Origin of the sequence: Priestia koreensis, from assembly GCF_022646885.1 — a bacterium.
In the GTDB taxonomy this organism is placed as follows: Bacteria; Bacillota; Bacilli; order Bacillales; family Bacillaceae_H; genus Bacillus_AG; species Bacillus_AG koreensis_A.
Genome location: NZ_CP061868.1, coordinates 1930530 through 1950801 on the forward strand (window position 1 = coordinate 1930530; position 20272 = coordinate 1950801).

General features: G+C 40.4%; 20 protein-coding genes. 16 read left to right on the plus strand and 4 right to left on the minus strand.

The genetic code is table 11. From position 1 onward, the window contains the following. The first annotated feature begins 6 nt into the window (after nucleotides 1-6). From IE339_RS09570 to ssuD, 4 genes are read left to right on the plus strand one after another with little or no spacing between them, the layout of a single operon-like run. The gene (locus tag IE339_RS09570; protein ID WP_242175603.1) at nucleotides 7-774 is read left to right on the plus strand and encodes an ABC transporter ATP-binding protein; all 768 of its coding nucleotides are present in this window, start codon (nucleotides 7-9) and stop codon (nucleotides 772-774) included. Between the two features lie 11 nt (nucleotides 775-785). Next, a complete protein-coding gene (locus tag IE339_RS09575; protein WP_242175605.1) occupies nucleotides 786-1763 on the plus strand; it encodes an aliphatic sulfonate ABC transporter substrate-binding protein in 978 nt (325 codons plus the stop codon). A 51-nt stretch (nucleotides 1764-1814) separates the two neighbouring features. Then, nucleotides 1815-2624: an ABC transporter permease gene (locus tag IE339_RS09580; RefSeq protein ID WP_242176153.1), complete on the plus strand. Its 810-nt coding sequence runs from the start codon at nucleotides 1815-1817 to the stop codon at nucleotides 2622-2624. A 12-nt stretch (nucleotides 2625-2636) separates the two neighbouring features. Further along, nucleotides 2637-3773: an FMNH2-dependent alkanesulfonate monooxygenase gene (ssuD, locus tag IE339_RS09585; protein ID WP_242175606.1), complete on the plus strand. Its 1137-nt coding sequence runs from the start codon at nucleotides 2637-2639 to the stop codon at nucleotides 3771-3773. A gap of 93 nt (nucleotides 3774-3866) precedes the next feature. Here the strand turns inward: ssuD and IE339_RS09590 are convergent, their stop codons facing one another. Beyond that, the gene (locus tag IE339_RS09590) at nucleotides 3867-4634 is read right to left on the minus strand and encodes a GNAT family N-acetyltransferase (RefSeq protein ID WP_242175607.1); all 768 of its coding nucleotides are present in this window, start codon (nucleotides 4632-4634) and stop codon (nucleotides 3867-3869) included. 173 nt (nucleotides 4635-4807) lie between these two features. On the opposite strand from IE339_RS09590, the gene IE339_RS09595 reads away from it, so the two are divergent. Then, the gene (locus tag IE339_RS09595; protein ID WP_242175608.1) at nucleotides 4808-5305 is read left to right on the plus strand and encodes an STAS domain-containing protein; all 498 of its coding nucleotides are present in this window, start codon (nucleotides 4808-4810) and stop codon (nucleotides 5303-5305) included. A 136-nt stretch (nucleotides 5306-5441) separates the two neighbouring features. On the opposite strand, the gene IE339_RS09600 is transcribed toward IE339_RS09595, so the two are convergent. Further along, the gene (locus IE339_RS09600; protein ID WP_242175609.1) at nucleotides 5442-5990 is read right to left on the minus strand and encodes a spore coat protein; all 549 of its coding nucleotides are present in this window, start codon (nucleotides 5988-5990) and stop codon (nucleotides 5442-5444) included. 17 nt (nucleotides 5991-6007) lie between these two features. Beyond that, nucleotides 6008-6295, minus strand: a complete 288-nt coding sequence (locus IE339_RS09605; protein ID WP_242175610.1) for a hypothetical protein — start codon at nucleotides 6293-6295, stop codon at nucleotides 6008-6010. Nucleotides 6296-6517: 222 nt separating this feature from the next. Here IE339_RS09605 and IE339_RS09610 point away from each other — a divergent pair, with 222 nt between their 5' ends. The 3 genes from IE339_RS09610 (at nucleotide 6518) to IE339_RS09620 (ending at nucleotide 11335) form a co-directional block, all read left to right on the plus strand. Then, complete coding sequence (locus tag IE339_RS09610) at nucleotides 6518-9742, plus strand: DEAD/DEAH box helicase (RefSeq protein ID WP_242175611.1); 3225 nt, start codon at nucleotides 6518-6520, stop codon at nucleotides 9740-9742. A gap of 85 nt (nucleotides 9743-9827) precedes the next feature. Next, nucleotides 9828-10673: a helix-turn-helix transcriptional regulator gene (locus IE339_RS09615; RefSeq protein ID WP_242175612.1), complete on the plus strand. Its 846-nt coding sequence runs from the start codon at nucleotides 9828-9830 to the stop codon at nucleotides 10671-10673. Nucleotides 10674-10750: 77 nt separating this feature from the next. After that, on the plus strand, nucleotides 10751-11335 hold the full coding sequence (locus IE339_RS09620; RefSeq protein WP_242175613.1) for an NAD(P)H-dependent oxidoreductase: 585 nt from the start codon (nucleotides 10751-10753) through the stop codon (nucleotides 11333-11335). A 78-nt stretch (nucleotides 11336-11413) separates the two neighbouring features. Here IE339_RS09620 and IE339_RS09625 read toward each other — a convergent pair whose 3' ends face one another. Next, complete coding sequence (locus tag IE339_RS09625) at nucleotides 11414-15397, minus strand: InlB B-repeat-containing protein (RefSeq protein WP_242176155.1); 3984 nt, start codon at nucleotides 15395-15397, stop codon at nucleotides 11414-11416. A 203-nt stretch (nucleotides 15398-15600) separates the two neighbouring features. Here IE339_RS09625 and IE339_RS09630 point away from each other — a divergent pair, with 203 nt between their 5' ends. The 8 genes from IE339_RS09630 to IE339_RS09665 all read left to right on the plus strand — a co-directional run bounded on the left by IE339_RS09630 (nucleotide 15601) and on the right by IE339_RS09665 (nucleotide 20187). After that, the gene (locus IE339_RS09630) at nucleotides 15601-16065 is read left to right on the plus strand and encodes a GNAT family N-acetyltransferase (RefSeq protein WP_242175615.1); all 465 of its coding nucleotides are present in this window, start codon (nucleotides 15601-15603) and stop codon (nucleotides 16063-16065) included. An 18-nt stretch (nucleotides 16066-16083) separates the two neighbouring features. Then, on the plus strand, nucleotides 16084-16590 hold the full coding sequence (locus tag IE339_RS09635) for a phage tail protein (protein ID WP_242175616.1): 507 nt from the start codon (nucleotides 16084-16086) through the stop codon (nucleotides 16588-16590). Between the two features lie 30 nt (nucleotides 16591-16620). Then, nucleotides 16621-17118, plus strand: coding sequence for a phage tail protein (locus tag IE339_RS09640; protein WP_242175617.1), 498 nt, complete (start codon nucleotides 16621-16623; stop codon nucleotides 17116-17118). A gap of 14 nt (nucleotides 17119-17132) precedes the next feature. Beyond that, nucleotides 17133-17672 (plus strand): phage tail protein, encoded by a 540-nt coding sequence (locus IE339_RS09645; protein WP_242175618.1) that lies wholly within the window; start codon nucleotides 17133-17135, stop codon nucleotides 17670-17672. Nucleotides 17673-17991: 319 nt separating this feature from the next. Further along, entirely contained in the window at nucleotides 17992-18369 is a 378-nt protein-coding gene (locus IE339_RS09650) for a PilZ domain-containing protein (RefSeq protein WP_242175619.1), read from the plus strand. A 12-nt stretch (nucleotides 18370-18381) separates the two neighbouring features. Then, complete coding sequence (locus IE339_RS09655; protein ID WP_242175620.1) at nucleotides 18382-18849, plus strand: GNAT family N-acetyltransferase; 468 nt, start codon at nucleotides 18382-18384, stop codon at nucleotides 18847-18849. A 122-nt stretch (nucleotides 18850-18971) separates the two neighbouring features. Further along, nucleotides 18972-19289, plus strand: a complete 318-nt coding sequence (locus IE339_RS09660; RefSeq protein WP_242175621.1) for a rhodanese-like domain-containing protein — start codon at nucleotides 18972-18974, stop codon at nucleotides 19287-19289. 121 nt (nucleotides 19290-19410) lie between these two features. Further along, nucleotides 19411-20187: a sulfite exporter TauE/SafE family protein gene (locus IE339_RS09665; protein WP_242175622.1), complete on the plus strand. Its 777-nt coding sequence runs from the start codon at nucleotides 19411-19413 to the stop codon at nucleotides 20185-20187. Nucleotides 20188-20272 lie beyond the last annotated feature (85 nt).

Sequence of the window (20272 nt, forward strand, 5' to 3'; positions counted from 1 at the left end):
AAGCTGATGACTATTTCAATTTACGTAAAAGATAAAACGTTCCGTCGTAATGGGGAATCTAATCAAGTATTAAACCAGATATCAATTACTGTAAGTAAGGGAGACTTTCTCACCATAATCGGTCCTAGTGGATGTGGCAAAAGTACACTTTTAAAAATAATAGCAGGACTAGATACAGATTACGAAGGCGAGATTGGTGTTCATAATCGTCTCATTACGGGACCAGGTATTGAACAAGGATTTATTTTTCAAGAACATCGTCTATTTCCATGGCTGACGGTAGAAGAAAATATTGCGGCGGATCTTTCATTAAAAGATACAGAAGTAAGAAAAAGAGTTGATGACTTGCTTAAAACGGTAAGGCTTGAAGATGCGGCAAAAGCGTACCCTAAAGAACTATCTGGTGGAATGTCTCAACGTGTGGCTATCGCAAGAGCGCTTTTAAGAAATCCAGATGTACTTTTACTGGATGAACCGTTTGGAGCTCTAGACGCTTTCACCAGAAAGCATCTCCAAGACGTTTTGCTCGATATATGGAAGCAAAAACAAACAACGATGATTCTTGTCACTCATGATATTGATGAGGCTGTCTATCTAGGGAATCAATTAGCGATATTTAATGCTCACCCTGGATCACTACATACTTTACTACCAATCTCATTATCATACCCAAGAGATCGCTCATCTCTAGATTTTCAGCATTATCGACAAAAAGTGGTAAGTGAATTTGAAGAAACAGATTCACCTTCTTTTTCTGAAGGACTTGGTATATAGGAGGAATTCTAATGAAAAAATTCTTAATATTCAGTTTATTAATCGTGATCGTACTAGCAGGGTGCAGCGCTACCAGTGCTTCTGATAATGAAAAGCCAAAAGTTATTAATATTGCTGTTCAACAGAGCTTAACCCCTTTATTACTAGCGAAACAAAAGGGATGGTTTGAAGAAGAGTTTAAAAAGCAAGGAATTAAAGTAAAGTGGAACGAATTTCAAAGCGGACCTCCTCAGTTTGAAGGAATTAGCGCCGGTAAAATTGATTTTGCTACTGTAGGTAATTCACCCGTTATTGCTGCCCAAGCAGCGGGAATCGACTTTAAAGAGCTGTCAGTCTACTCAGACGGGCTGAAAGGTAACGCAATTTTAGTCAAAAAAGATAGCGGCATACAAAGTGTAAAGGATTTAAAAGGAAAAAAAGTAGCGGTTGCCAAAGGAAGCAGTGGATTTGATTTTCTTTACAAAGTAATTAATAAAGCTGGGTTAAAGCCGGACGATATTGAAGCCATCCAACTGCAACCGGATGAAGCAAAACCAGCGTTTGAAAGTGGATCTGTTGATGCGTGGTCTATATGGGAGCCGTTCATTTCACTTGAAACGATTGAAAACGATGCTGAAATATTGGCAGACGGTGAAAGTGAAAATATTGTTTCACCAGGATTCACAGTAGCAAGAGGGGATTTCGTTAAGAACTATCCAAAGGAAACGAAAACATTTTTAAAAGTATTTAATAAAGCAGTGAATTATCAAAAAGAACATAATGAAGAAGTTGTGACTTTATTTGCCAAAGCAAAAAAATTAGATCCTGCAGTCGTTGAAAATGTGTTAAAAAACACGCAACCTCTTAATTTACCAGTATCTAAAGAAGTAATTAAATCTCAGCAGGAAACAGGAGATTTTCAATATTCCATTAAAGCGATTAAAAAGAAGATTGACGTAAAAGAAGTTACAGATAACTCATTTATCAATGACGTGTTAAACCAAAAATAAGGGGGGATATGAGTGCAACAAACAAAATTATTAACAGGTACGTCTAGATTAGTGAAAAGCAACAACAAGAGATCCACAAAAATTAAAAAGACCTACCTGCAAAGTTTTTTAAAAGGTATTGCGCTACCTGCTTTGATTTTAATTGTTTGGCAAGTCATAGGAAGTCTTCAGTTTGTTTCGAAAACGGTTCTTCCTGCTCCTTTAGATATTCTCATTTCATTTAAAGAACTCATTCTATCCGGAGAACTTTTTGGGCATTTAAAAGTAAGCATATGGAGAGCATTCTTAGGGTTTGTACTTGGAGGAAGTCTGGGGTTAATTATAGGAGGGATTGTAGGATTTGCTAAAAAGTCTGAAGATTTTTTAGATCCGACTTTGCAAATGATTCGGACGGTTCCTCATTTGGCGGTAACGCCCCTATTCATCTTGTGGTTTGGGTTTGGAGAGTTATCAAAAGTACTATTAATTGCTTTGGGCGCTTTTTTTCCTATCTATATTAATACGTTTCAAGGAATTCGAGGCGTCGACTCAAAATTATTTGATGTAGCGAGAGTATTACAATTTAGTAAGAAGAAGCAAATTACAAAACTCATTATTCCAGCAGCGCTTCCTAACATTTTATTGGGGGTGCGCTTATCCTTAGGTATTGCATGGTTAGGGCTTGTTGTAGCTGAATTAATGGGGTCTAGCGCAGGAGTTGGTTACATGATCATGGATGCGAGGCAGTTTTCACAAACGGACATAGTATTTGTAGGAATTATTATTTTTGCGGTTGTAGGGAAATTAACGGATTCGTTTGTTCGCGTGTTAGAAAAACATTTATTGAAGTGGCGAGATAGCTATCAAGGAAACCAAAATTAGGAGGAATGAAAGATGGAAATTTTATGGTTTATACCTACTCATGGAGACGGTCATTATTTAGGGTCACCCATACAAGGAAGATCTACGGACTATTTATACTTAAAACAAGTGGCTCAAGCAGCTGACCAACTTGGTTATACGGGCGTATTGCTACCAACGGGGAGATCATGCGAAGATCCATGGGTTACGGCAACAGCTCTTGCAACGGACACGCGTTATTTGAAATTTTTAATTGCGGTACGACCAGGATTGATGAAGCCTTCTGTCGCGGCCAGAATGGCTTCATCATTAGACCGAATTTCAGAAGGAAGGCTACTAATCAATGTTGTAGCAGGAGGTGACCCAGTAGAACTAGCCTCAGATGGCGTATTTCACACGCACGATGATCGTTATAAGGAAACAGATGAATTTATGTCGATTTGGCGCTCCTTACTGCGGGGGGAAAACGTTAATTTTGATGGAGATTATCTGACTGTCGAAAATGGGAGCTTATTAATTCCTCCGTTTCAAGAACCTCATCCACCTATTTATTTTGGAGGATCATCAAAAGCAGGTCAGGAAATAGCTGCAAAGCATACAGATGTTTATTTAACTTGGGGAGAACCACCTGCTCAAGTTAAAGAAAAAATTGAATCCGTACGTCGAAAAGCTGAAAAGGAAGGAAGAAGCATTCGTTTTGGCATTCGTCTCCATGTCATTGTTCGTGAAACAGAGGAAGAAGCTTGGGCAGCAGCCGATAAGCTTATTAAATATGTAGATGACGAGGCGATTGAAAAAGCACAAAAAGTGTTGAAACGTCAAGATTCAACGGGTCAAGAAAGAATGCTCGCTTTACATCAAGGAAAAAAAGATCAATTGGAAATTAGTCCAAATCTGTGGGCAGGAGTAGGGTTAGTTCGAGGAGGAGCCGGGACAGCCCTTGTCGGGAGTCCAGAAAAAGTAGCAGAGCGAATAAGAGAATATCAAGAGGTAGGAATCGACTCCTTCATTTTCTCAGGATATCCTCATTTAGAAGAGGCTTATAAATTTGCTGAACTAGTTTTCCCATTACTTCCGTTCAAAGGAAATCGACCAGACGTTCAAGTGAAAACACAGCCAGTTGGTGAAGCAGTTGGAAACGATTATTTTCCACACGCTGCTTCAAAATAAAGAACCCATTTAGTCAAATAAAAAGCAAAAAGGATAGGTAGTTCACTCTGAGTGGCTACCTATCCTTTTTAACTTGAACCATAAATAAGTTTTTTATTTTAAAATTGAAGGTGAGTCACACGGATACGAATAAGCCAAGCAATGAAAGCCATTTTTCTCTAAAATCGGTCGACTCATAGGACTTGCATCAACCATGAGATAAGAGCGACCGCACTCACGCGCTTTTTGCACGCGTGTCGCTAACAAAGCACTGTAATGACCTTGTTTTCGATATTCTTTTAACGTGGAACCACCCCACAAACTCGCAAAGGAGCTATTCATCTCAATGTACATCCAAGCAGCGCTAACAAGTTTTTCATTGTCATAGATTCCGTATAAAAAAAGGGAGTCTGGATGCACCTGCTTATCACGCCATAACCGTTCACCAAGCTCTTGATGAGGTTCATTCCAGACGGTGTTTTCTAATTCAATAATGTCATTGATTCCTTTTTTATCGGTGATTTCTTGTACTGTAATTGAGGTATCTGGACATTGATATTCATTTATAGGCATTACCATTAAGGCCTCTGGATCACCGATGGTAAATCCATGCTCCTTTAACGTATCTGTAAGGTCATTTGGCTGATCATAACTATATACTTTCCACTCAAACGATTGGTTTAGGCTACGAAAGTATTTTAATTCCGCTTGAATAACGGTATCGACGTTCTCCTCAGTCAAGGATGAGGCAATAATAAAGCTATTATCCGTAGTGAGAGAAACGTGTCGGACAACGTGGTCACTCTCTTCTCTTCTAAAGCCGGGTGCTTGCGCATTCACGCGCATTTCTTCATGAAAAATGATTTGTAAATCTTTGAGCATCTGAATAATCTCCTTTGATATGTATAAAAATGTGTCAGCTTAAATTATTCTCCTTTCAATCTCCTAATCCCTGCCACGGTGTGTTGACAGTTCGCTCTTGACGAAGGAAAGGTTTTTACGTATAACAAAAAAGGGAATAACAAGGTTTGAACAAATAAACGAGGAGCAACGACATGAAAAATATTGATCAAGCAGACTATGAGGCTTTACAAAAAGAAAACCTGAAGCTTCAAAAAGAGAACCACCATCTGCATAAAATGGTACGGGAGCTTTCCACACCAATTATCCCGTCCATTATCCCAGAAACAATTTTAGTTCCTCTTGTCGGAGCGCTGTCACATCAGCGAATTGTTACGCTACGAGAAAAAATTCTTTTTGCAATTCATGACCAGCAGGCTGAAAACGTTATTATTGATTTTACAGGCATTACGCGACTCGATATTAGTGAAATTGGCTACGGAGAAATTGGTACCTTGATTGAAGACCTTACTTCGGCTTTGAAATTAGTGGGGGCTGAAACATTATATGTTGGGTTCTCAACAGAGCTTGCAAAAGAATTAATACAATCAAACGTAAACTTTTCAAGCTTTAAAACCTTTGCGAGTTTCCGAATGGGCCTTCAATATTTAATGGATCAAGCAGGATTGCAATTTACAAAGAAAATGTTGTAAGCCACAGTACAGGTGTATCAAACTAAGCATAATGCTCATATAATGGAGTACCTAATCGCTTCTTCATCAGAAAAAGAACGGAATAGTTTATGCGCATAAACTATCCCGCTCAGTTCATTTTATCTTAAGGGTAAAATTAAAGGATGCCTAATTGCACGACTAATGCAAGTAGGATTTGAAGAAGAAGCTGTAAGGAAATTGCAATATCTGTGTCGTTTGTTGTAACAGAGATGTTTTTGGAGTTTTTGATGATAAGCTGCTGACGATTTGCTTGCAGAATTTTAGATTTCTCTAAAAGTTCTTGCGTCACTCTTTCTGCACGAGCAGCATCAGCAATTGTAATGTTAATAACAATTGCAATTGCTACTTGAATTGCTGCTTGAAGAGAAGCAGCAATTTGAGTTTCCGTAGTCGTTACGGAAATGTCACAAGAGTCTTTGATCACGATTAGTTCTTGTGATAATTGCTCGATATCAGAAGATAGTGCTGCGTTTTGGCTTACAGTTGAGCCAAAAGAACCTGATCCACAAGAATATCCGTGGCAATAGTGTTTCTTTTTATGGCAGTCTTTTTCTTTTTTCTTTTTACAGCTATCTTTCTCTTTTTGCTTACATTTTTCTTTCTTTTTCCATTTCTTGTACTCTTCATATTCTTTCCATTTTTTAATCTGCTCTTTTTTTGACATCTCCTCAGTTCCTCCTCTTAGGAATTATTCTCTCTTTTTTTTCTCATGAGCGCTCTCAGTGGAGCTTCTTGACTCACTTTCTGGCTAGACAGAGCGTCTTTACTAGCCGCAGCTCTTTCCATCATTTCGTCTACTTTCGCTTGTAGATCTAAGATGGTTTGTTTTAACTGCTCGCGCTGTTCAGGGGATACTGTATTCTCTGGGGCAGCGCCAACATTGTTGCGCGTTAAGATATCCCCCACGAATAACTGTACAAAATCCGCCGAAAGACCTGTGAGTTCCTTTTTCAGGTTTTTATCATCCATATATTTCACCCCCATAGAAATAAGATATTCAATTCTAGCAATCTAGCAACAGCCATTCACCTATTTTTTAGGGTCTATTTTTAAAAACGTTGGATGAATGGCAGGAAAGCAGAAGGGGAAGTTTCAAAAAAAAGACCATAAGATTTCGCATTTTCATGCTCAGTGCGTTATGATGGAAAAGACGCAAAAAAAACGATATTAAACAAAGAAAGATGAGAATGAATGCCGAATATGCTATTTACGAGAGAGCAAATTAAAGATTTATTTTTAACCACTACCTATAACCGTGGATACGCTTATTACCGGGAAGGGCGTGTTCGTGATCTGAAATTCTCACCGGAAAAAGACGCTTGGTTTGCAAAAGTAGTCGGAGATGATTCCTACTATGTCACAGTTGAAAAACGCCATCAGTCATTTAGTTCCTCCTGTGATTGCCCTGCCTATGATCGCTACTTGGAGTGTAAACATGAAGTGGCCGTATTATTAGAGCTTTGTGATCAAGAAACAAATGAAATAGGACAAAGGGGGCCAAGGGCGGGAGACTATGAAGCTGTTGACCAGTTCATCCAACTGTTTAGTGGCTATCAGCAAGCCGTTTTAGATGCTCATAATGATGAAGTAAAACAGCTGCTCGAAGTGGAGTTTGTTTGCAAATCCGCTACGCCAACTTTTTTACATCCACAAGGTATGTATTTAACTCTAGAGCTTAAAATAGGTCCTGATCGTACGTATGTCGTCAAGAACATTAAAGAGTTTTTAACGAAGGTCCAAAATCAGGAAACACATGAATTTACGAAAAAATTTACATATGACCCTAGTGATTATGTGTTCAAAAAAGAAGACGACGTCGTCATTCAAATGCTACTCGAATTAGTCAATACAGAACACTTCTACCGACCACCTAATCCTTATCAGCGACAGAGTTCCTCCTCGTTAACAACCGATCGAGAGTTATTAATCCCTACGATGGGAGCAAGAAAGCTTCTGTTAGCCTTAATGGAGCGAAATTTTACGTTTGTTCATGAAGAAGTCATCTACCCGCATGTGGAGCTAATTGAAAAAACCTTGCCATTATCATTTCAGCTTCATAAGCTAGGTGATCAGGCATTTGAATTAGATCTGTTTCAGCTCCACCAGGCAGCCTTTTTTGATCGCTATGATTTGGTCTTTTTAGAAGGAACCTTTTACACGCTATCCCCCGATCAGCGTATGCTTGTGGAAGGACTTCGTCAAAGTGCGGTGTTAGGAGAAACGATTCCCATTGCCTCTGAGCAAATGGAGGACTTTCTTTCTCAAGTACTTCCTGGCCTTAAGAAGATCGGGAACGTCTCCATTGATGAAGAGGTGTCAACTAAAATTAGCGAGCCGATGCTTCAGTCAAAGGTATTTGTAGACGAAGAAAATGGACGTCTCGTTGTAAAACTGGAGTATCATTATGATGATATCGTCATTAACCCATTTTCATTCAGACAAGAAAGCCGAGGTGAAAAGGGTGCTTTTTTAATTCGAGATACGGAAAAAGAACGAGAAATTATGGCGATCATTGAACGAGCACCCGTAAAAATTCACAAGCAACAGCTTTATTTGGATGAAAATGAAGATGATCTGTATACGTTCTTGTTTCACGTACTGCCTCGTCTAGGACGATTAGCAGACGTGTATATGTCAGATCGTGCACAGGCATACTCACCACCAGAGGGTGCGGTTCCTTCTACAAGTATTGATGTCGGAGAGAACCGGGGGTTATTAGAAATTAACTTTGATTTAAACGGCATCGATCATAATACGATTCAAAGCGTTCTAAAATCCGTGATCGAGAAAAAATCGTACCATCGTTTGCCTGACGGGCGGTTTATTTCTCTTGAACAAGAAGATTTTCAAACGCTCTATCAGCTTTTCGATGAACTGAACGTGACGGAAGACGATTTAACTGATAATCGATTGCAGGTTCCGGTGTATCGTGGGATGCAGGTAGAAGAAATTATGAACGGAAAGAACAAATATGCAACCAAATCAAGCAAAGCTTTCCGTCGCCTTATTCAGCATCTGAAGAATCCTGAAGATCTTGATTTTGAAGAACCCAGCAACTTACAAGCGGAGCTTCGTGATTATCAGCATAATGGTTTTCAATGGTTTAAGGCGTTGTCTCACTATGCTTTAGGCGGTGTGTTAGCAGATGATATGGGGCTAGGAAAAACGTTACAAAGCATTTCGTATATCGTCTCTGAACTGAATGAGCAGTCCGAAAAACAGTCCTTTTTAGTTGTTGCACCAGCTTCGCTGATCTATAACTGGAAAAATGAATTCGAGAAGTTTGCGCCTCACTTACGCGTTGAGGTCATTACTGGGACACCGATTGAGAGAGAAGCGCTTTTAACAGGGGAAAATGAACATGACGTATGGATTACGTCTTATCCAACGCTTCGTCAGGATTTGGCGTTTTATCAACAGCATACGTTTAATACGGTCATTCTCGACGAAGCACAGGCGGTTAAAAATTATACGACCAAAACGGCCGCTGCGGTTCGTTCGCTTCGTGCACAGCGTAAATACGCACTGAGCGGAACGCCGATTGAGAATTCGCTTGATGAGCTATGGTCACTGTTTCAAACGGTTTTACCAGGTCTTTTTCCTGGATATAAGGCGTTTAAAAACCTGTCAAACGATCAAATCGCCCGTATGGTACGCCCGTTTATCCTTCGACGCGTGAAAAAAGACGTACTAAAAGAGCTGCCAGATAAAATTGAAAGCAATCACGTATCGGAGCTGACCAAAGAACAAAAAGAGCTATATGTTGGTTACCTTGAAGAAGTGAAGCGATCGATTCAAACGGAGGATTTCAATAAAAATCGCATCAAGATTTTAGCGGGCTTAACAAGACTTCGTCAGATTTGCTGTCATCCATCGTTGTTTATTGAAAACTATGAAGGGCAATCGAGCAAGCTAGATCAGCTGTTAGAACTGACGCAAAATGCGATTGAAAATGGAAAACGCTTGTTGATCTTTTCACAGTTCACAAGCATGCTTCATATTATTCAAGAACGTCTTGAAGGAATGGGAATCTCCTTTTTCTACTTAGATGGCCAAACGCCATCCAAAGAGCGTGTGGAGATGTCTGAGCGCTTTAATCAAGGAGAAAACGATGTGTTCCTCATCTCCTTAAAAGCAGGAGGAACTGGATTGAATTTAACCGGTGCCGATACCGTTGTTTTATATGATCTGTGGTGGAACCCTGCTATTGAAGAACAAGCAGCAGGACGCGCACATCGCATCGGTCAAAAAAATGTGGTGCAAGTTATTCGCTTAATTTCAAAAGGAACGATTGAAGAGAAAATTTATCAGCTTCAGCAAAAGAAACGTGAGCTCATTGAGCAAGTCATCCAGCCGGGTGAAACGATGCTCTCAAGCCTCACAGAAGATGAAATTCGCGAATTGCTGAGCATGTAATAAAAATCCCCCGAGTAAAAATCCTCTACTCGGGGGATTTTTTGTAGTAGTATACGTGTATTAAGTTGCAGGGGGAGATGTCGGCATGTCGCTAAATGAAACCTTACAAAAACACTATTCGACGTATACAAGCGAGCACTTTCATTTACTTGCTGCTTCGGACGTTCGGCCTCAGCTTGCAGAAGAAGAAGTAGATCAACACGTGCTTGTGTTGCATCGTTCAACATCACCGGTGAACATTCAAGAGAACATCGCTGGTCAGATCTACCGAGGACAGGCGTTTCAAGGCGATCTTAATTTTATTCCAAATCGTGTGGATAATAGCTGCGAATGGGGCGCTGATTTGTCCTTTTTACGTCTTGAGCTGTCAGCTGACAAAGTAAAACAAATCGCTGAACAGGAAAATCGTTCACCCAACCTGTCTTACAACATTCGAACGAAGGACGAGAAGCTTATTCAGTTGATGACATGGCTTGAAGCAGAGGGGAAAAACGGGTTCCCACAAGGTCAGCTGTACACGGATTCAATGATGAACTTAATCACTTTGCACTTGTTGAATGAGTATGGAAGCCGCCGTCGAGATGATTTAGAGTGGAAAATGCCTTCCTCAACGGTTTTTTCGACTGCTATTGAATATATGCATGCTCATTACGATCAAGATATAACGTTAGAAGAACTGCATCAGTTATCACATCTCAGCTCATCACACTTCATTACAAGCTTTAAAAAGGAAATGGGGATTACGCCACATCAATATTTGCTTAAAATTCGAATTGATCGAGCGAAAGAGCTGTTGCTAGATCCGGTGCTCACGATCGGTGACATTTCGTTACGACTTGGGTTTTCAGATCAAAGTCACTTTCATCGCCACTTTAAAAAATGGACAGGCGTCACGCCACTGCAGTGGAAAAAGAATTTTGTACAAAAATAACGAAATAACGTACAAGAAGGAAAGGCGGTACTACTCCTATAATGAAGACATCTTAAACATATAGGAGGGTTTTCAACATGAAAACATTAGTAAACGTCTTTCATCCAAACTTATCAGATTCAAACGTCAACAAGGAGTGGGTAGCACGCCTTGAACAAGAAGATGTAACGATTAACCGTATTTATGAAAAATACCCTGATTGGCAAATTGATGTGAAAAGAGAACAGGCTCTTCTTTTAGCACATGATCGAATCGTCTTTCAGTTTCCGTTTTATTGGTACAGCACACCTCCTTTAATGAAGAAATGGCTAGATGATGTATTAACATTCGGCTGGGCATACGGAACCGGAGGAACAAAGCTAAAAGGAAAAGAAATGGTGCTAGCTATCTCAGTAGGTGGACCACAAAAGTCTTACCGTGCAGGTGGATATAATACGTATACAATTAGCGAATTGACACGTCCATTACAGCAAACGGCAAACTTAACAGGGATGGCATTTTTAACGCATTATGTTCAATATGGTTCGGTTGTCGTTGGAAAGGATGAACTAGTAGCGAGCGCTGAACGTTTCGTAAAGCACATTCTAAATCCTGAGCTTAATCCGGAAGTAGAGTTAAAGCGTATTTTATCAGAAATGGCAGAGCAAGACGTGTCACTGTAAATATAGGTGGTTAACAAAAAACAGCAGGGCCCAGTATAATACCTGGAACCTGCTGTTTTTCTATATCAATATTTGTTACTACTGATCATTGCTAATGATCTCGTTACCGTCTTTATCTATAAGAAATGAGTGGTCTCTCGCTGCTTCTTCAATATCTCGATAAGCCCAGTGAGATAGAGAGACGTCATGGAAACTTGGTGTAAACTCTCCGTATAGAGGGCCTCGTTTGAAGAGACGATTAAGCGTCTTCACGGCCTGAGCTCTCGTGAGATTCATAGTTGGATAAAAGTGGCCATTTGTATAGCCTTCCATTATGTTGGACGCACGAATAGCATGAATGGCCTCTGACGCCCAATAGTCCTTTGGCACATCTGTATATGAGCTAGCAGGCGTTTCGTTCAAACTTTGACATGCAGGAAACGCATTTTCATCCTTTTCGCATTGAAGTTTGAGCTGCCTGTAGACGATCATTGCCATTTGAGCACGCGTAATGGCTTCAGTTGGACGGAAGGTATTCCCGTACCCAAGCATGGTGCCGCTACTTTTGGCTAACATAATTTCGTTATAACCCCAATGACTTTTCGGCACATCTACATAATCACTAGCTGATGGACTTTCTGCATTCGTTTCTGCGTTTCTCATAAGCATCGCTGCCATTTGAGCTCTTGTTACTACAGCATTTGGTCGGAACGTGTGATCAGGATAGCCTTTAATATAAGCACGGTGTTTATTTCCATACGTCTGAAGTCCGTCTAAATAGACCATGGTGAATGTACTGAACTTTGTGACGTTAAACGTAATGCCCATGCTATCATTTTTAAACATGGTAAGTTGACCTTTTATAACCTCTTTTGTGCCATCACTATGTTCAATAAAAATCGCAATGTTATCGAGGACTTTTTGACGCTGATCCGGATCTTTTGGTAGGTCAGACTCCTGAAGGGGAAGAGTGAGCACTACGGTTCGACTCTGCATGTTCGTTTCAATCTCCATCGGTCTGCCAAGAACTTGAACGGTTTCGGTTCGCGGCCCTACAATTTCCTTAATAACCTCTTCCTTTTTTGCACGATCTTCAATGGCAAGTTTTTGTTCTGTGTCCTTCACTGGAACAACTCGGAAGTATAAGGAATCAGTAAAGCTTAGAAGTGAACTCTTCGGAATAAAGAGACCGGCATTTTGAGTATAAATCTCTAAGTTGAACTGCCCATTTGATAGTTCGCTCATTGCGTCTTTCGGAACAGTAATAGTAGTAGTACTTACTTTATCGTCTTTGTCAGGAATGAACGTTCTAGCTGTATCTTCGCCCTCCGCAACAAGACGGTTAATCATTTCACTTACTTTTTCTTTCACAAATGTTACTTCATCTCTTACAATGCCCGCATTATCTGTAACGCGCCTAATAGGAATTTTTGTCACGACCGTTCCATTATTTGCGTTACCAGTTTCGACTTCAAGATCGACTTCCTCTACCTTTGGTTCTGGAGAAGGAGTAGGGCCAGGAGCGGGCGGAGCAGGAATAAGCGTCCAGCGAGCAAATAAAGTCAGGTCACCGGTCACTTTATCTGCTGTGAAACTCCAAGCGTTCGTGAAGTTCGCATCTTTATACCACCCACTAAAATTATAACCTGCTTTTGTGGGACTTGTGGGAGCTGTGATGAGCGAATGGTAGCTAGCTACCACCGTCGATACAGTGCTTCCGCCGTTTGAATTAAAAGAAATGGTGTACTGGTTCGCTTCCCACTTGGCGTATAAAGTTGTATTACTTGTTACTTTATCTGTCTCAAAATTCCAAGACGTATGAAAAGTGTTATCTGCATACCATCCCTTGAACGTATAGCCATTTTTAGTTGGAGAAGCCGGTTCAGTGATCGTTGAATTGTAGTCTGCTAGGAGTGGACTAATGGCTGAACCTCCGTCTGTCTGAAAGGACACGGTATATTGATTCATCTCCCACTTGGCATATAACGTTAAGTCATCTGTTACTTTATCTACATCGAAGTTCCAAGTATCGAGTAACCCGCTGTCCTTGTACCAGCCTTTAAACGTATAACCCGTTTTTACAGGAGGCGTTGGACGTATGAGACTTGTGTTATCGTCTATCTGTACAGGATCGATCGTATTTCCACCGTGCACTTCAAACGTAACCGTGTGTTGGATAATTGACCACTTCGCATATAGTGTAAGGTGATCCGTGAGTTTATCTGTCTGGAAGTTCCAATTGATTGTCAGCAAAGGATCGACATACCACCCGCTAAATGTATAACCGAGCTTAGTTGGATCAACAGGTTTAGCAATGATCGTGTTATAGTCTCCAATTAATTCACTAACTGTGCTCCCACCATTTGTTTGAAACGTAACGGTGTACTGATTTGGAATCCACTTCGCATAGAGAGTGGTGTCCTTTGTCACATGATCACTCGTAAAATTCCAACCCTCGTTAAACAAAGGGTCCGTATACCAGCCACCAAATGTATAGCCTGTTTTCGTAGGTGGAGTGGGAGGATCGATTAGATCGTTAAATTCAAACGTTGCGGCCGCTATCATGCTGCCTCCATTGGAATCAAAGGAAACTGTATAGGTATCAATGATCCACTTCGCATGTAAAACGATATCACTGAGTACTCGGTCAGTCGCGAAGTTCCACGGAACAGTAAGCTGTGAATCCTGAAACCACCCGCCCAATTGATAACCTGTTTTCGTAGGTGGAGAAGGAGAGGAAATGGTGGCGTTGTAATCGGCTATGACCGGAGAAAGAGAAGTCCCACCATTTGTGTTAAAGGATACGGTGTGTTGCTGAATCGTATATTGAGCGATAATTTCTAAATTTGATGCCACATTTGAAAAGCTATGACTCCACCCTGAAAAGTCGTATCCTTCCCGCACCGGAGTAGTAGGAGCACTGGTACCACTACCAAAGTCAACGGTGTCTGTCTTTAAGATTCGACCATCCCAATCTTTAAATGTTACGGTGTACGTATTGATTTTCCATTTGGCATAGAGTACAACGTTTGAGGACCCTACTACGAACGAAGATCCTTCCGGATAAAAGTCGCCATTCCCATTCATTTGCGTAGTCCATCCTTCAAAGGTATAGCCTGTTCTAGCAAGACCCCCTGTGTTGGTTGCTACTGAGGCGCTATCTCCTTGTTCATAAGCATGACCATCTACGGGAACCGTTCCCCCTGTACTTCCATTTCCATCGTACGATAAGGTATAGGTAGAAGGCGGATTTTGTGTAAAGGTGAGAATGGTGTCAGTGCTTGGAGGGATATCATTCGTGTTATCCGCTGCTACACGGACGTACACGGTATGATTACCTGACAAGTCCGGCGCATTATTGCCGTTGTATTTTACATAGCTTCCATTATCGACTTTAAATTCCATTGTCGAATTGAGACCAATGATCACGTTATTCGTATCATCAGCGGTTACAGTTGGGGCTACTGGTACGGTTGGTGGAGGATTAGGGGACGCTTCGCGAATGCTAAAACTTAATAAGTTAAATACGTCTAATAAAACGCCAGAAGGCTTAGTAAAATAAATTCGAAATGAATCGATTGGTCTTGCTGAGTTAGGTGATATAGTCGGATAGTTCGGATTGACCGTATGATCTGGGTCCGTATAAGGAGTAGTGGAAAAAACCTCTTCATTCCCCGCATATCCCTTCACAACAACGTTTTGAAAATACTCTTCGTAGGCGTCATCATAAGCAAATTCACCGTAATCAAGTGAACTTAACTTAAAACTCCCTAAACTCGATGCTGCTTTAATTTCAATATATACATCAGATAGAACATTCGACGGACCGTTTATCGTACTGTTTGACGCGTAAATATAAGCGCCAAAATCATCCGCATTTACAATAGCACCCGGATCTCCAGGGACATGTGCTGTAATGGTAAAAAAACCATCTGGACTTGTTGGAACCCCATTTTGCTTTGAATAACCAGAGAAAGTTTGAACCCCATCAGGTAATCCTGCCGCATGAATGGAAGCATAACCAGCAAATGAAGGAAAGCACAATAAAAAGCATACAAACAGAAGCGTCCATTTGTTAGCCATCACTCTCAAACACGTTTCCTCCTTTCTAATCATGTTGAATACAAATTTAATATATGTAGGCGAAAGAACGAGGGAACAAAGAACTAGCATATTTTCTTGAAAAATATTTTAAATGCGAATTTTATTACTTATACACTAATAAATTATAAAGTATTTGCAGTTCGAAAGAATTAATTTAGATCAAGGAGGTATTTAAATAAACGTTGATTCATATTGTTGAAGCTTGTATAAAAGACCAAGATTTTCTTAGAGAGGTATATATAAAATCGCGAGAAGAAGAAGTGAACGGATGGGGCTTAGAAAAAGACGAGGGACGGAAGCTCTTATCTGGTCAAGCAAATGCTCAGATCGCTTCTTATATAAACCAATTCCCTCATGCAGAGTATCAAGTTATCTACATGGAAAGTAAAGCAGTAGGACGAATAATCATGAATCAAACTGATAACGAAATAAGGTTAGTAGATCTTTCTATTTTGCCTTCATTTCAGCGTAGAGGAATTGGTACTACGGTTATCAGCCTTTTACAAAAAAGAGCGAAGGCTCTCAGAGTGCCTCTAAGACTAAGCGTTTTAATTACAAATCCGGCTCAGAGGTTATATAAGAGCTTCGGATTCAGTCGTGTGGGAGGAAATGAATTATATGATTATTTGGAATGGGAGATCTTTTAATTCATAAGAGGTGAAAAAATGAGTGAGGCTTATTTAGGAGAAATTCGGATGTTTGCAGGGAATTTTGCACCAAGAGGCTGGGCTTTATGTAATGGGCAGCTAGTGAGTATAGCTGATAATGAGGCACTATTTGCCTTGATTGGTACAACCTACGGCGGAGATGGACAGAATACTTTTGCTTTGCCCGACATGAGAGGACGGTTACCAATCCACCCTTCAAGTAGTATTTCATTTGGGCAAAAAGGAGGGGAAGAATTAGTAATGCTTAATCCAAGTCACCTTCCAACACATACACATAGCGTAAACGCATCGAGCAATTCGGCTAGTATGAACATGCCAAATAATGTTGTATGGGGAGGTGGAACTCAAAAAATCTATAACACGTTAGCATCAGGAACAACCGCACCAATGAATTCAATAGCAATATCAAGCGTGGGAGGAAATCAGCACCATGACAATATGATGCCGTCCCTGACTATTTCTTTTATCATCTCTATGGAAGGATATTTTCCACCTCAACCGTAAGAGTGATAGATGAATAAAGGAGGAATAAAAATGTCTGAGCCATTTTTGGGAGAAGTCCGTTTATTTTCGATTACTTATGTACCAAGAGGTTGGGTAGCTTGTGAAGGTCAGCTCCTTCCTATTAATGCTAACCAAGCATTGTTTTCATTGCTTGCTACTACATATGGAGGAGATGGACGAACCACCTTTGCGCTTCCAGATTATCGAGGAAGGGCTCCAATCGGTACAAGTAGTACTATTCCGTTGGGCACATCTCAAGGAGAAAGTACTCATGCGCTAACTATAAATGAAATGCCTACGCATACACACCAAGTCAGTGCTTCTAGTAAGACAGCCGATCAATTATTTCCCACTAATAATGTATGGGCAACCTCTGACAATGTATATGAACCTATTGGCACGGTGGTTCAAATGAATACGAATGCTATATCCCAAACAGGCTCTAGTCAGGCTCATTCTAATATGCAGCCCTATATCGCCTTGAGATTTTGCATTGCTATACAAGGAATTTATCCTTCAAGAAATTAGAAAGGGGCATTTAAATGGCAGAGGCTTATATTGGAGAAATTCGTATATTTTCAGGTAATTATGCACCTTATGGGTGGGCATTGTGTAATGGCCAACTTATGTCAATTAGTCAAAATGTAGCTTTGTTTTCTATTTTAGGTGTTCAGTACGGAGGGGACGGAAAAACAAATTTCGCTCTTCCTAACCTTATGGGAGCTTCCCCTATACATCAAGGTGCGGGTCCTAACCTTACCAATAGAACGGTAGGAGAAACAGTAGGATCGGAGGCAGTAACGCTTACTATAACCGAAATTCCGGCTCATAACCATCTTGCAAACGGCGTTCAGAGTCTAGGTGATACTACGTCTCCCACTAACAATTATTGGGCAGCAGGCGCTCCTGCAAGGCGAGGAGATCCTAACAAGTTAATGTACAGTGCTGGGGCTCAAGATGTATTTATGGCGCCATTAGCTTTGAATGTATCTGGAGGCAATCAACCACATAATAATAGACAACCTTTTTTAGCACAGACATTTATTATTTGCCTGCAAGGGGAATTTCCATCGCGAGCATAGATCATTACGAAAATACGTTATCGCCACTACTATTTACAAATAAGGTAGCGTATAAAAAATCCGAACAGAGAGAAGCAGTTATTTTAAAAGCTCTCTACTAGTTCGGATTTTTGATTTTTTACAGCACTAGTAACCTTTCTTGTTTTATGAAGAGCAGGTTATATTTAAACAGAACGTTGCGATTCGAGCGTAAAATCCACACGTTTAACCGCCTCATGCAATAAAAGCTCTATGTTGTTCAAATATATTACCCTTTTATTCCAGTCATTTCTTTTTTATAATATGAAGTAACAACTTCGGTTAGAGAGGAGGGGGAAAGATGAGTTTACAATACAAACGAGGAGAGCCTTTTCGTTATGAATTTAAGAAGCCACTGAATTGCACATTCGGGATTATTTCCGTTGGCAGCAAGGTGATTGATAGTAAGCGAGCTCTTGGTCAAGTTCTTGATATTAGTACAGGAGGAGCAAAATTCCAAAGTGATCTCGCTCTGCCCCTACAAAGTGATGCGATTCAGATCCGTTTAACATTTCAACTCACGGGGGCCCCTCTAGAAATAGAAGGTAAGCTGCTTTGGCAAAAGCAATACGGAGCGGTGTACCAATATGGGCTGGATTTTCGGGATGAACAGATTGCCAAACGAATCTTAACGGAGTTAAAAAGCTATGCTAAACTAGAAAGAGAACAGCAAGAATAGAAAGGAACCAACATGATTTCATTTGAACCTATTACAGAAGAAACGCTTTACATCGCCGACGAAATTGTGCGGTCTAATCACTTATATAATGCATTAGAAAATGGTCGACAAACACGAACAGCTAAGGAATTGAAAACAGCCTATTTACCTTCATCTACGAAAAGCTTGTTCGTGAAAGCCGATGACACGTACGTTGGAATTCTTGATTATATGGAGAAAAATCCAAACGACGGTCAATTTTGGATCGGCGCTTTACTTATTCATGAGGCTTACCACGGATACAGCTTTGGAACACAAGCTTATCTAGCATTTGAAGCAGAACTCCCAGACACGCTGCCAGCCATCCGACTAGGGGTATTAAAGTCGAATCCGCGAGCGAAGGTTTTTTGGGAACGCCTTGGTTTTCATACATATGCAGAGTCAAATGTAAACGGCGCCTTGGTTGACTGCATGGAGAAAGTATTACGAAACGAAGAATAAACGAATGGTTTATTCTTTTTTGTTTGCACACACTTTTTGAAAAAACGCTTGATATTATACCCTAAGGGGTATAATATAAGGGATAGAAATGAAAGAAAGTACTAACAGAAGGAGGAGCTACAATGTTCGGGTGGCTATTTGGATCCACATACAATAAAATTTCGACAATGAAATTAAAGCAGACGTATTTAAAGGATAAAAAGGACAAATTCTTTTTAGACGTTCGTACACCAGCAGAGTTTAAAGAACGTTCCATTTCAGGATTTAAAAATGTTTCCCTTCAAACATTGTCTGGGAAGTTATCTCAAATTCCAAAAGACAAGGAAATCGTTATTATTTGTCAAAGTGGCGGAAGAAGCGCCATGGCTTGCCGTATGCTAAAAAAAGCTGGCTATGATCACGTAACGAATGTTAAAGGTGGAATGAGCGCTTGGCGTTAATCATGAGTTTAAACTAATATTGCTCTTTTATATACCTATAGAGGTATACGAGATTATAAAGGATTTACAGCATCCATCAAGAACTAGTAACAAATATGTCTAACAGATAGGAGAGGAGCTTATGACAGTCTACACCATCACGATGCTTTTTGTATTAGGCTTTCTTGGAGCATTCATCTCAGGACTAGTAGGGGTCGGCGGCGCCATTATAAATTACCCACTGCTATTATATGTGCCACCGTTAATTGGGATCGCTTCTTTTGGGGCACATGAGATTACAGGTATTGTCGCGGCACAGGTGTTTTTTTCTACCCTTGCAGGTGTTTTGGCGTATAGGAAAGGTGGATACCTAAATAAAAAGCTCATTATTTCGATGGGGGGAAGCGTGCTTGTCGGAAGCGTAATCGGGAGCTTTGGCTCAAACGGTTTTTCAGAGCATACGATTAATGTTATTTACGGTGTACTCGCTCTATTAGCAGTCTTTATGATGTTTTTACCTAAAAAGCAAGTTGAAGGTCAGGGAGAGGTAACGTTCAATATAACCCTAGCAGGTATTTTAGCGTTTGTGGTAGGAGTAGCAGCAGGAGTTGTAGGAGCAGGTGGATCATTCTTACTCGTTCCGATTATGCTAGTCGTGTTAAAAATTCCGACTCGAATTACGATTGCTTCTTCATTAGCCATCACCTTCATTTCCTCTATTGGATCTGTTTCAGGAAAACTAGTGACTCACCAAATACCTTGGCAGCCGACGCTTGTTATTGTAATTGCAAGCTTAATTGCAGCACCGATAGGAGCGAAGCTAGCGCAAAAAATGAATACACGCATGTTACAAAATATATTGGCGATTTTAATTATGATCACAGCTATTAAAATATGGCTCGATGTCCTTGGCATTTGATTTTAGTCGACAATACATTGAAACGAAAATAAAAAGGAGGACATCCCTCTTTTTTGTTTTCAGCCACTATTTGCGTATGAGACAT

What these genes read in the sequence shown, in the direction of transcription:
- IE339_RS09570 (WP_242175603.1), top strand. Translation starts at nt 7, where the DNA reads ATGACTATTTCAATTTACGTAAAAGATAAAACGTTCCGTCGTAATGGG.
- IE339_RS09575 (WP_242175605.1), top strand. Translation starts at nt 786, where the DNA reads ATGAAAAAATTCTTAATATTCAGTTTATTAATCGTGATCGTACTAGCA.
- ssuD (WP_242175606.1), top strand. Translation starts at nt 2,637, where the DNA reads ATGGAAATTTTATGGTTTATACCTACTCATGGAGACGGTCATTATTTA.
- IE339_RS09590 (WP_242175607.1), bottom strand. Translation starts at nt 4,634, where the DNA reads ATGCTCAAAGATTTACAAATCATTTTTCATGAAGAAATGCGCGTGAAT.
- IE339_RS09595 (WP_242175608.1), top strand. Translation starts at nt 4,808, where the DNA reads ATGAAAAATATTGATCAAGCAGACTATGAGGCTTTACAAAAAGAAAAC.
- IE339_RS09600 (WP_242175609.1), bottom strand. Translation starts at nt 5,990, where the DNA reads ATGTCAAAAAAAGAGCAGATTAAAAAATGGAAAGAATATGAAGAGTAC.
- IE339_RS09605 (WP_242175610.1), bottom strand. Translation starts at nt 6,295, where the DNA reads ATGGATGATAAAAACCTGAAAAAGGAACTCACAGGTCTTTCGGCGGAT.
- IE339_RS09610 (WP_242175611.1), top strand. Translation starts at nt 6,518, where the DNA reads ATGCCGAATATGCTATTTACGAGAGAGCAAATTAAAGATTTATTTTTA.
- IE339_RS09615 (WP_242175612.1), top strand. Translation starts at nt 9,828, where the DNA reads ATGTCGCTAAATGAAACCTTACAAAAACACTATTCGACGTATACAAGC.
- IE339_RS09620 (WP_242175613.1), top strand. Translation starts at nt 10,751, where the DNA reads ATGAAAACATTAGTAAACGTCTTTCATCCAAACTTATCAGATTCAAAC.
- IE339_RS09625 (WP_242176155.1), bottom strand. Translation starts at nt 15,397, where the DNA reads ATGGCTAACAAATGGACGCTTCTGTTTGTATGCTTTTTATTGTGCTTT.
- IE339_RS09635 (WP_242175616.1), top strand. Translation starts at nt 16,084, where the DNA reads ATGAGTGAGGCTTATTTAGGAGAAATTCGGATGTTTGCAGGGAATTTT.
- IE339_RS09640 (WP_242175617.1), top strand. Translation starts at nt 16,621, where the DNA reads ATGTCTGAGCCATTTTTGGGAGAAGTCCGTTTATTTTCGATTACTTAT.
- IE339_RS09645 (WP_242175618.1), top strand. Translation starts at nt 17,133, where the DNA reads ATGGCAGAGGCTTATATTGGAGAAATTCGTATATTTTCAGGTAATTAT.
- IE339_RS09650 (WP_242175619.1), top strand. Translation starts at nt 17,992, where the DNA reads ATGAGTTTACAATACAAACGAGGAGAGCCTTTTCGTTATGAATTTAAG.
- IE339_RS09655 (WP_242175620.1), top strand. Translation starts at nt 18,382, where the DNA reads ATGATTTCATTTGAACCTATTACAGAAGAAACGCTTTACATCGCCGAC.
- IE339_RS09660 (WP_242175621.1), top strand. Translation starts at nt 18,972, where the DNA reads ATGTTCGGGTGGCTATTTGGATCCACATACAATAAAATTTCGACAATG.
- IE339_RS09665 (WP_242175622.1), top strand. Translation starts at nt 19,411, where the DNA reads ATGACAGTCTACACCATCACGATGCTTTTTGTATTAGGCTTTCTTGGA.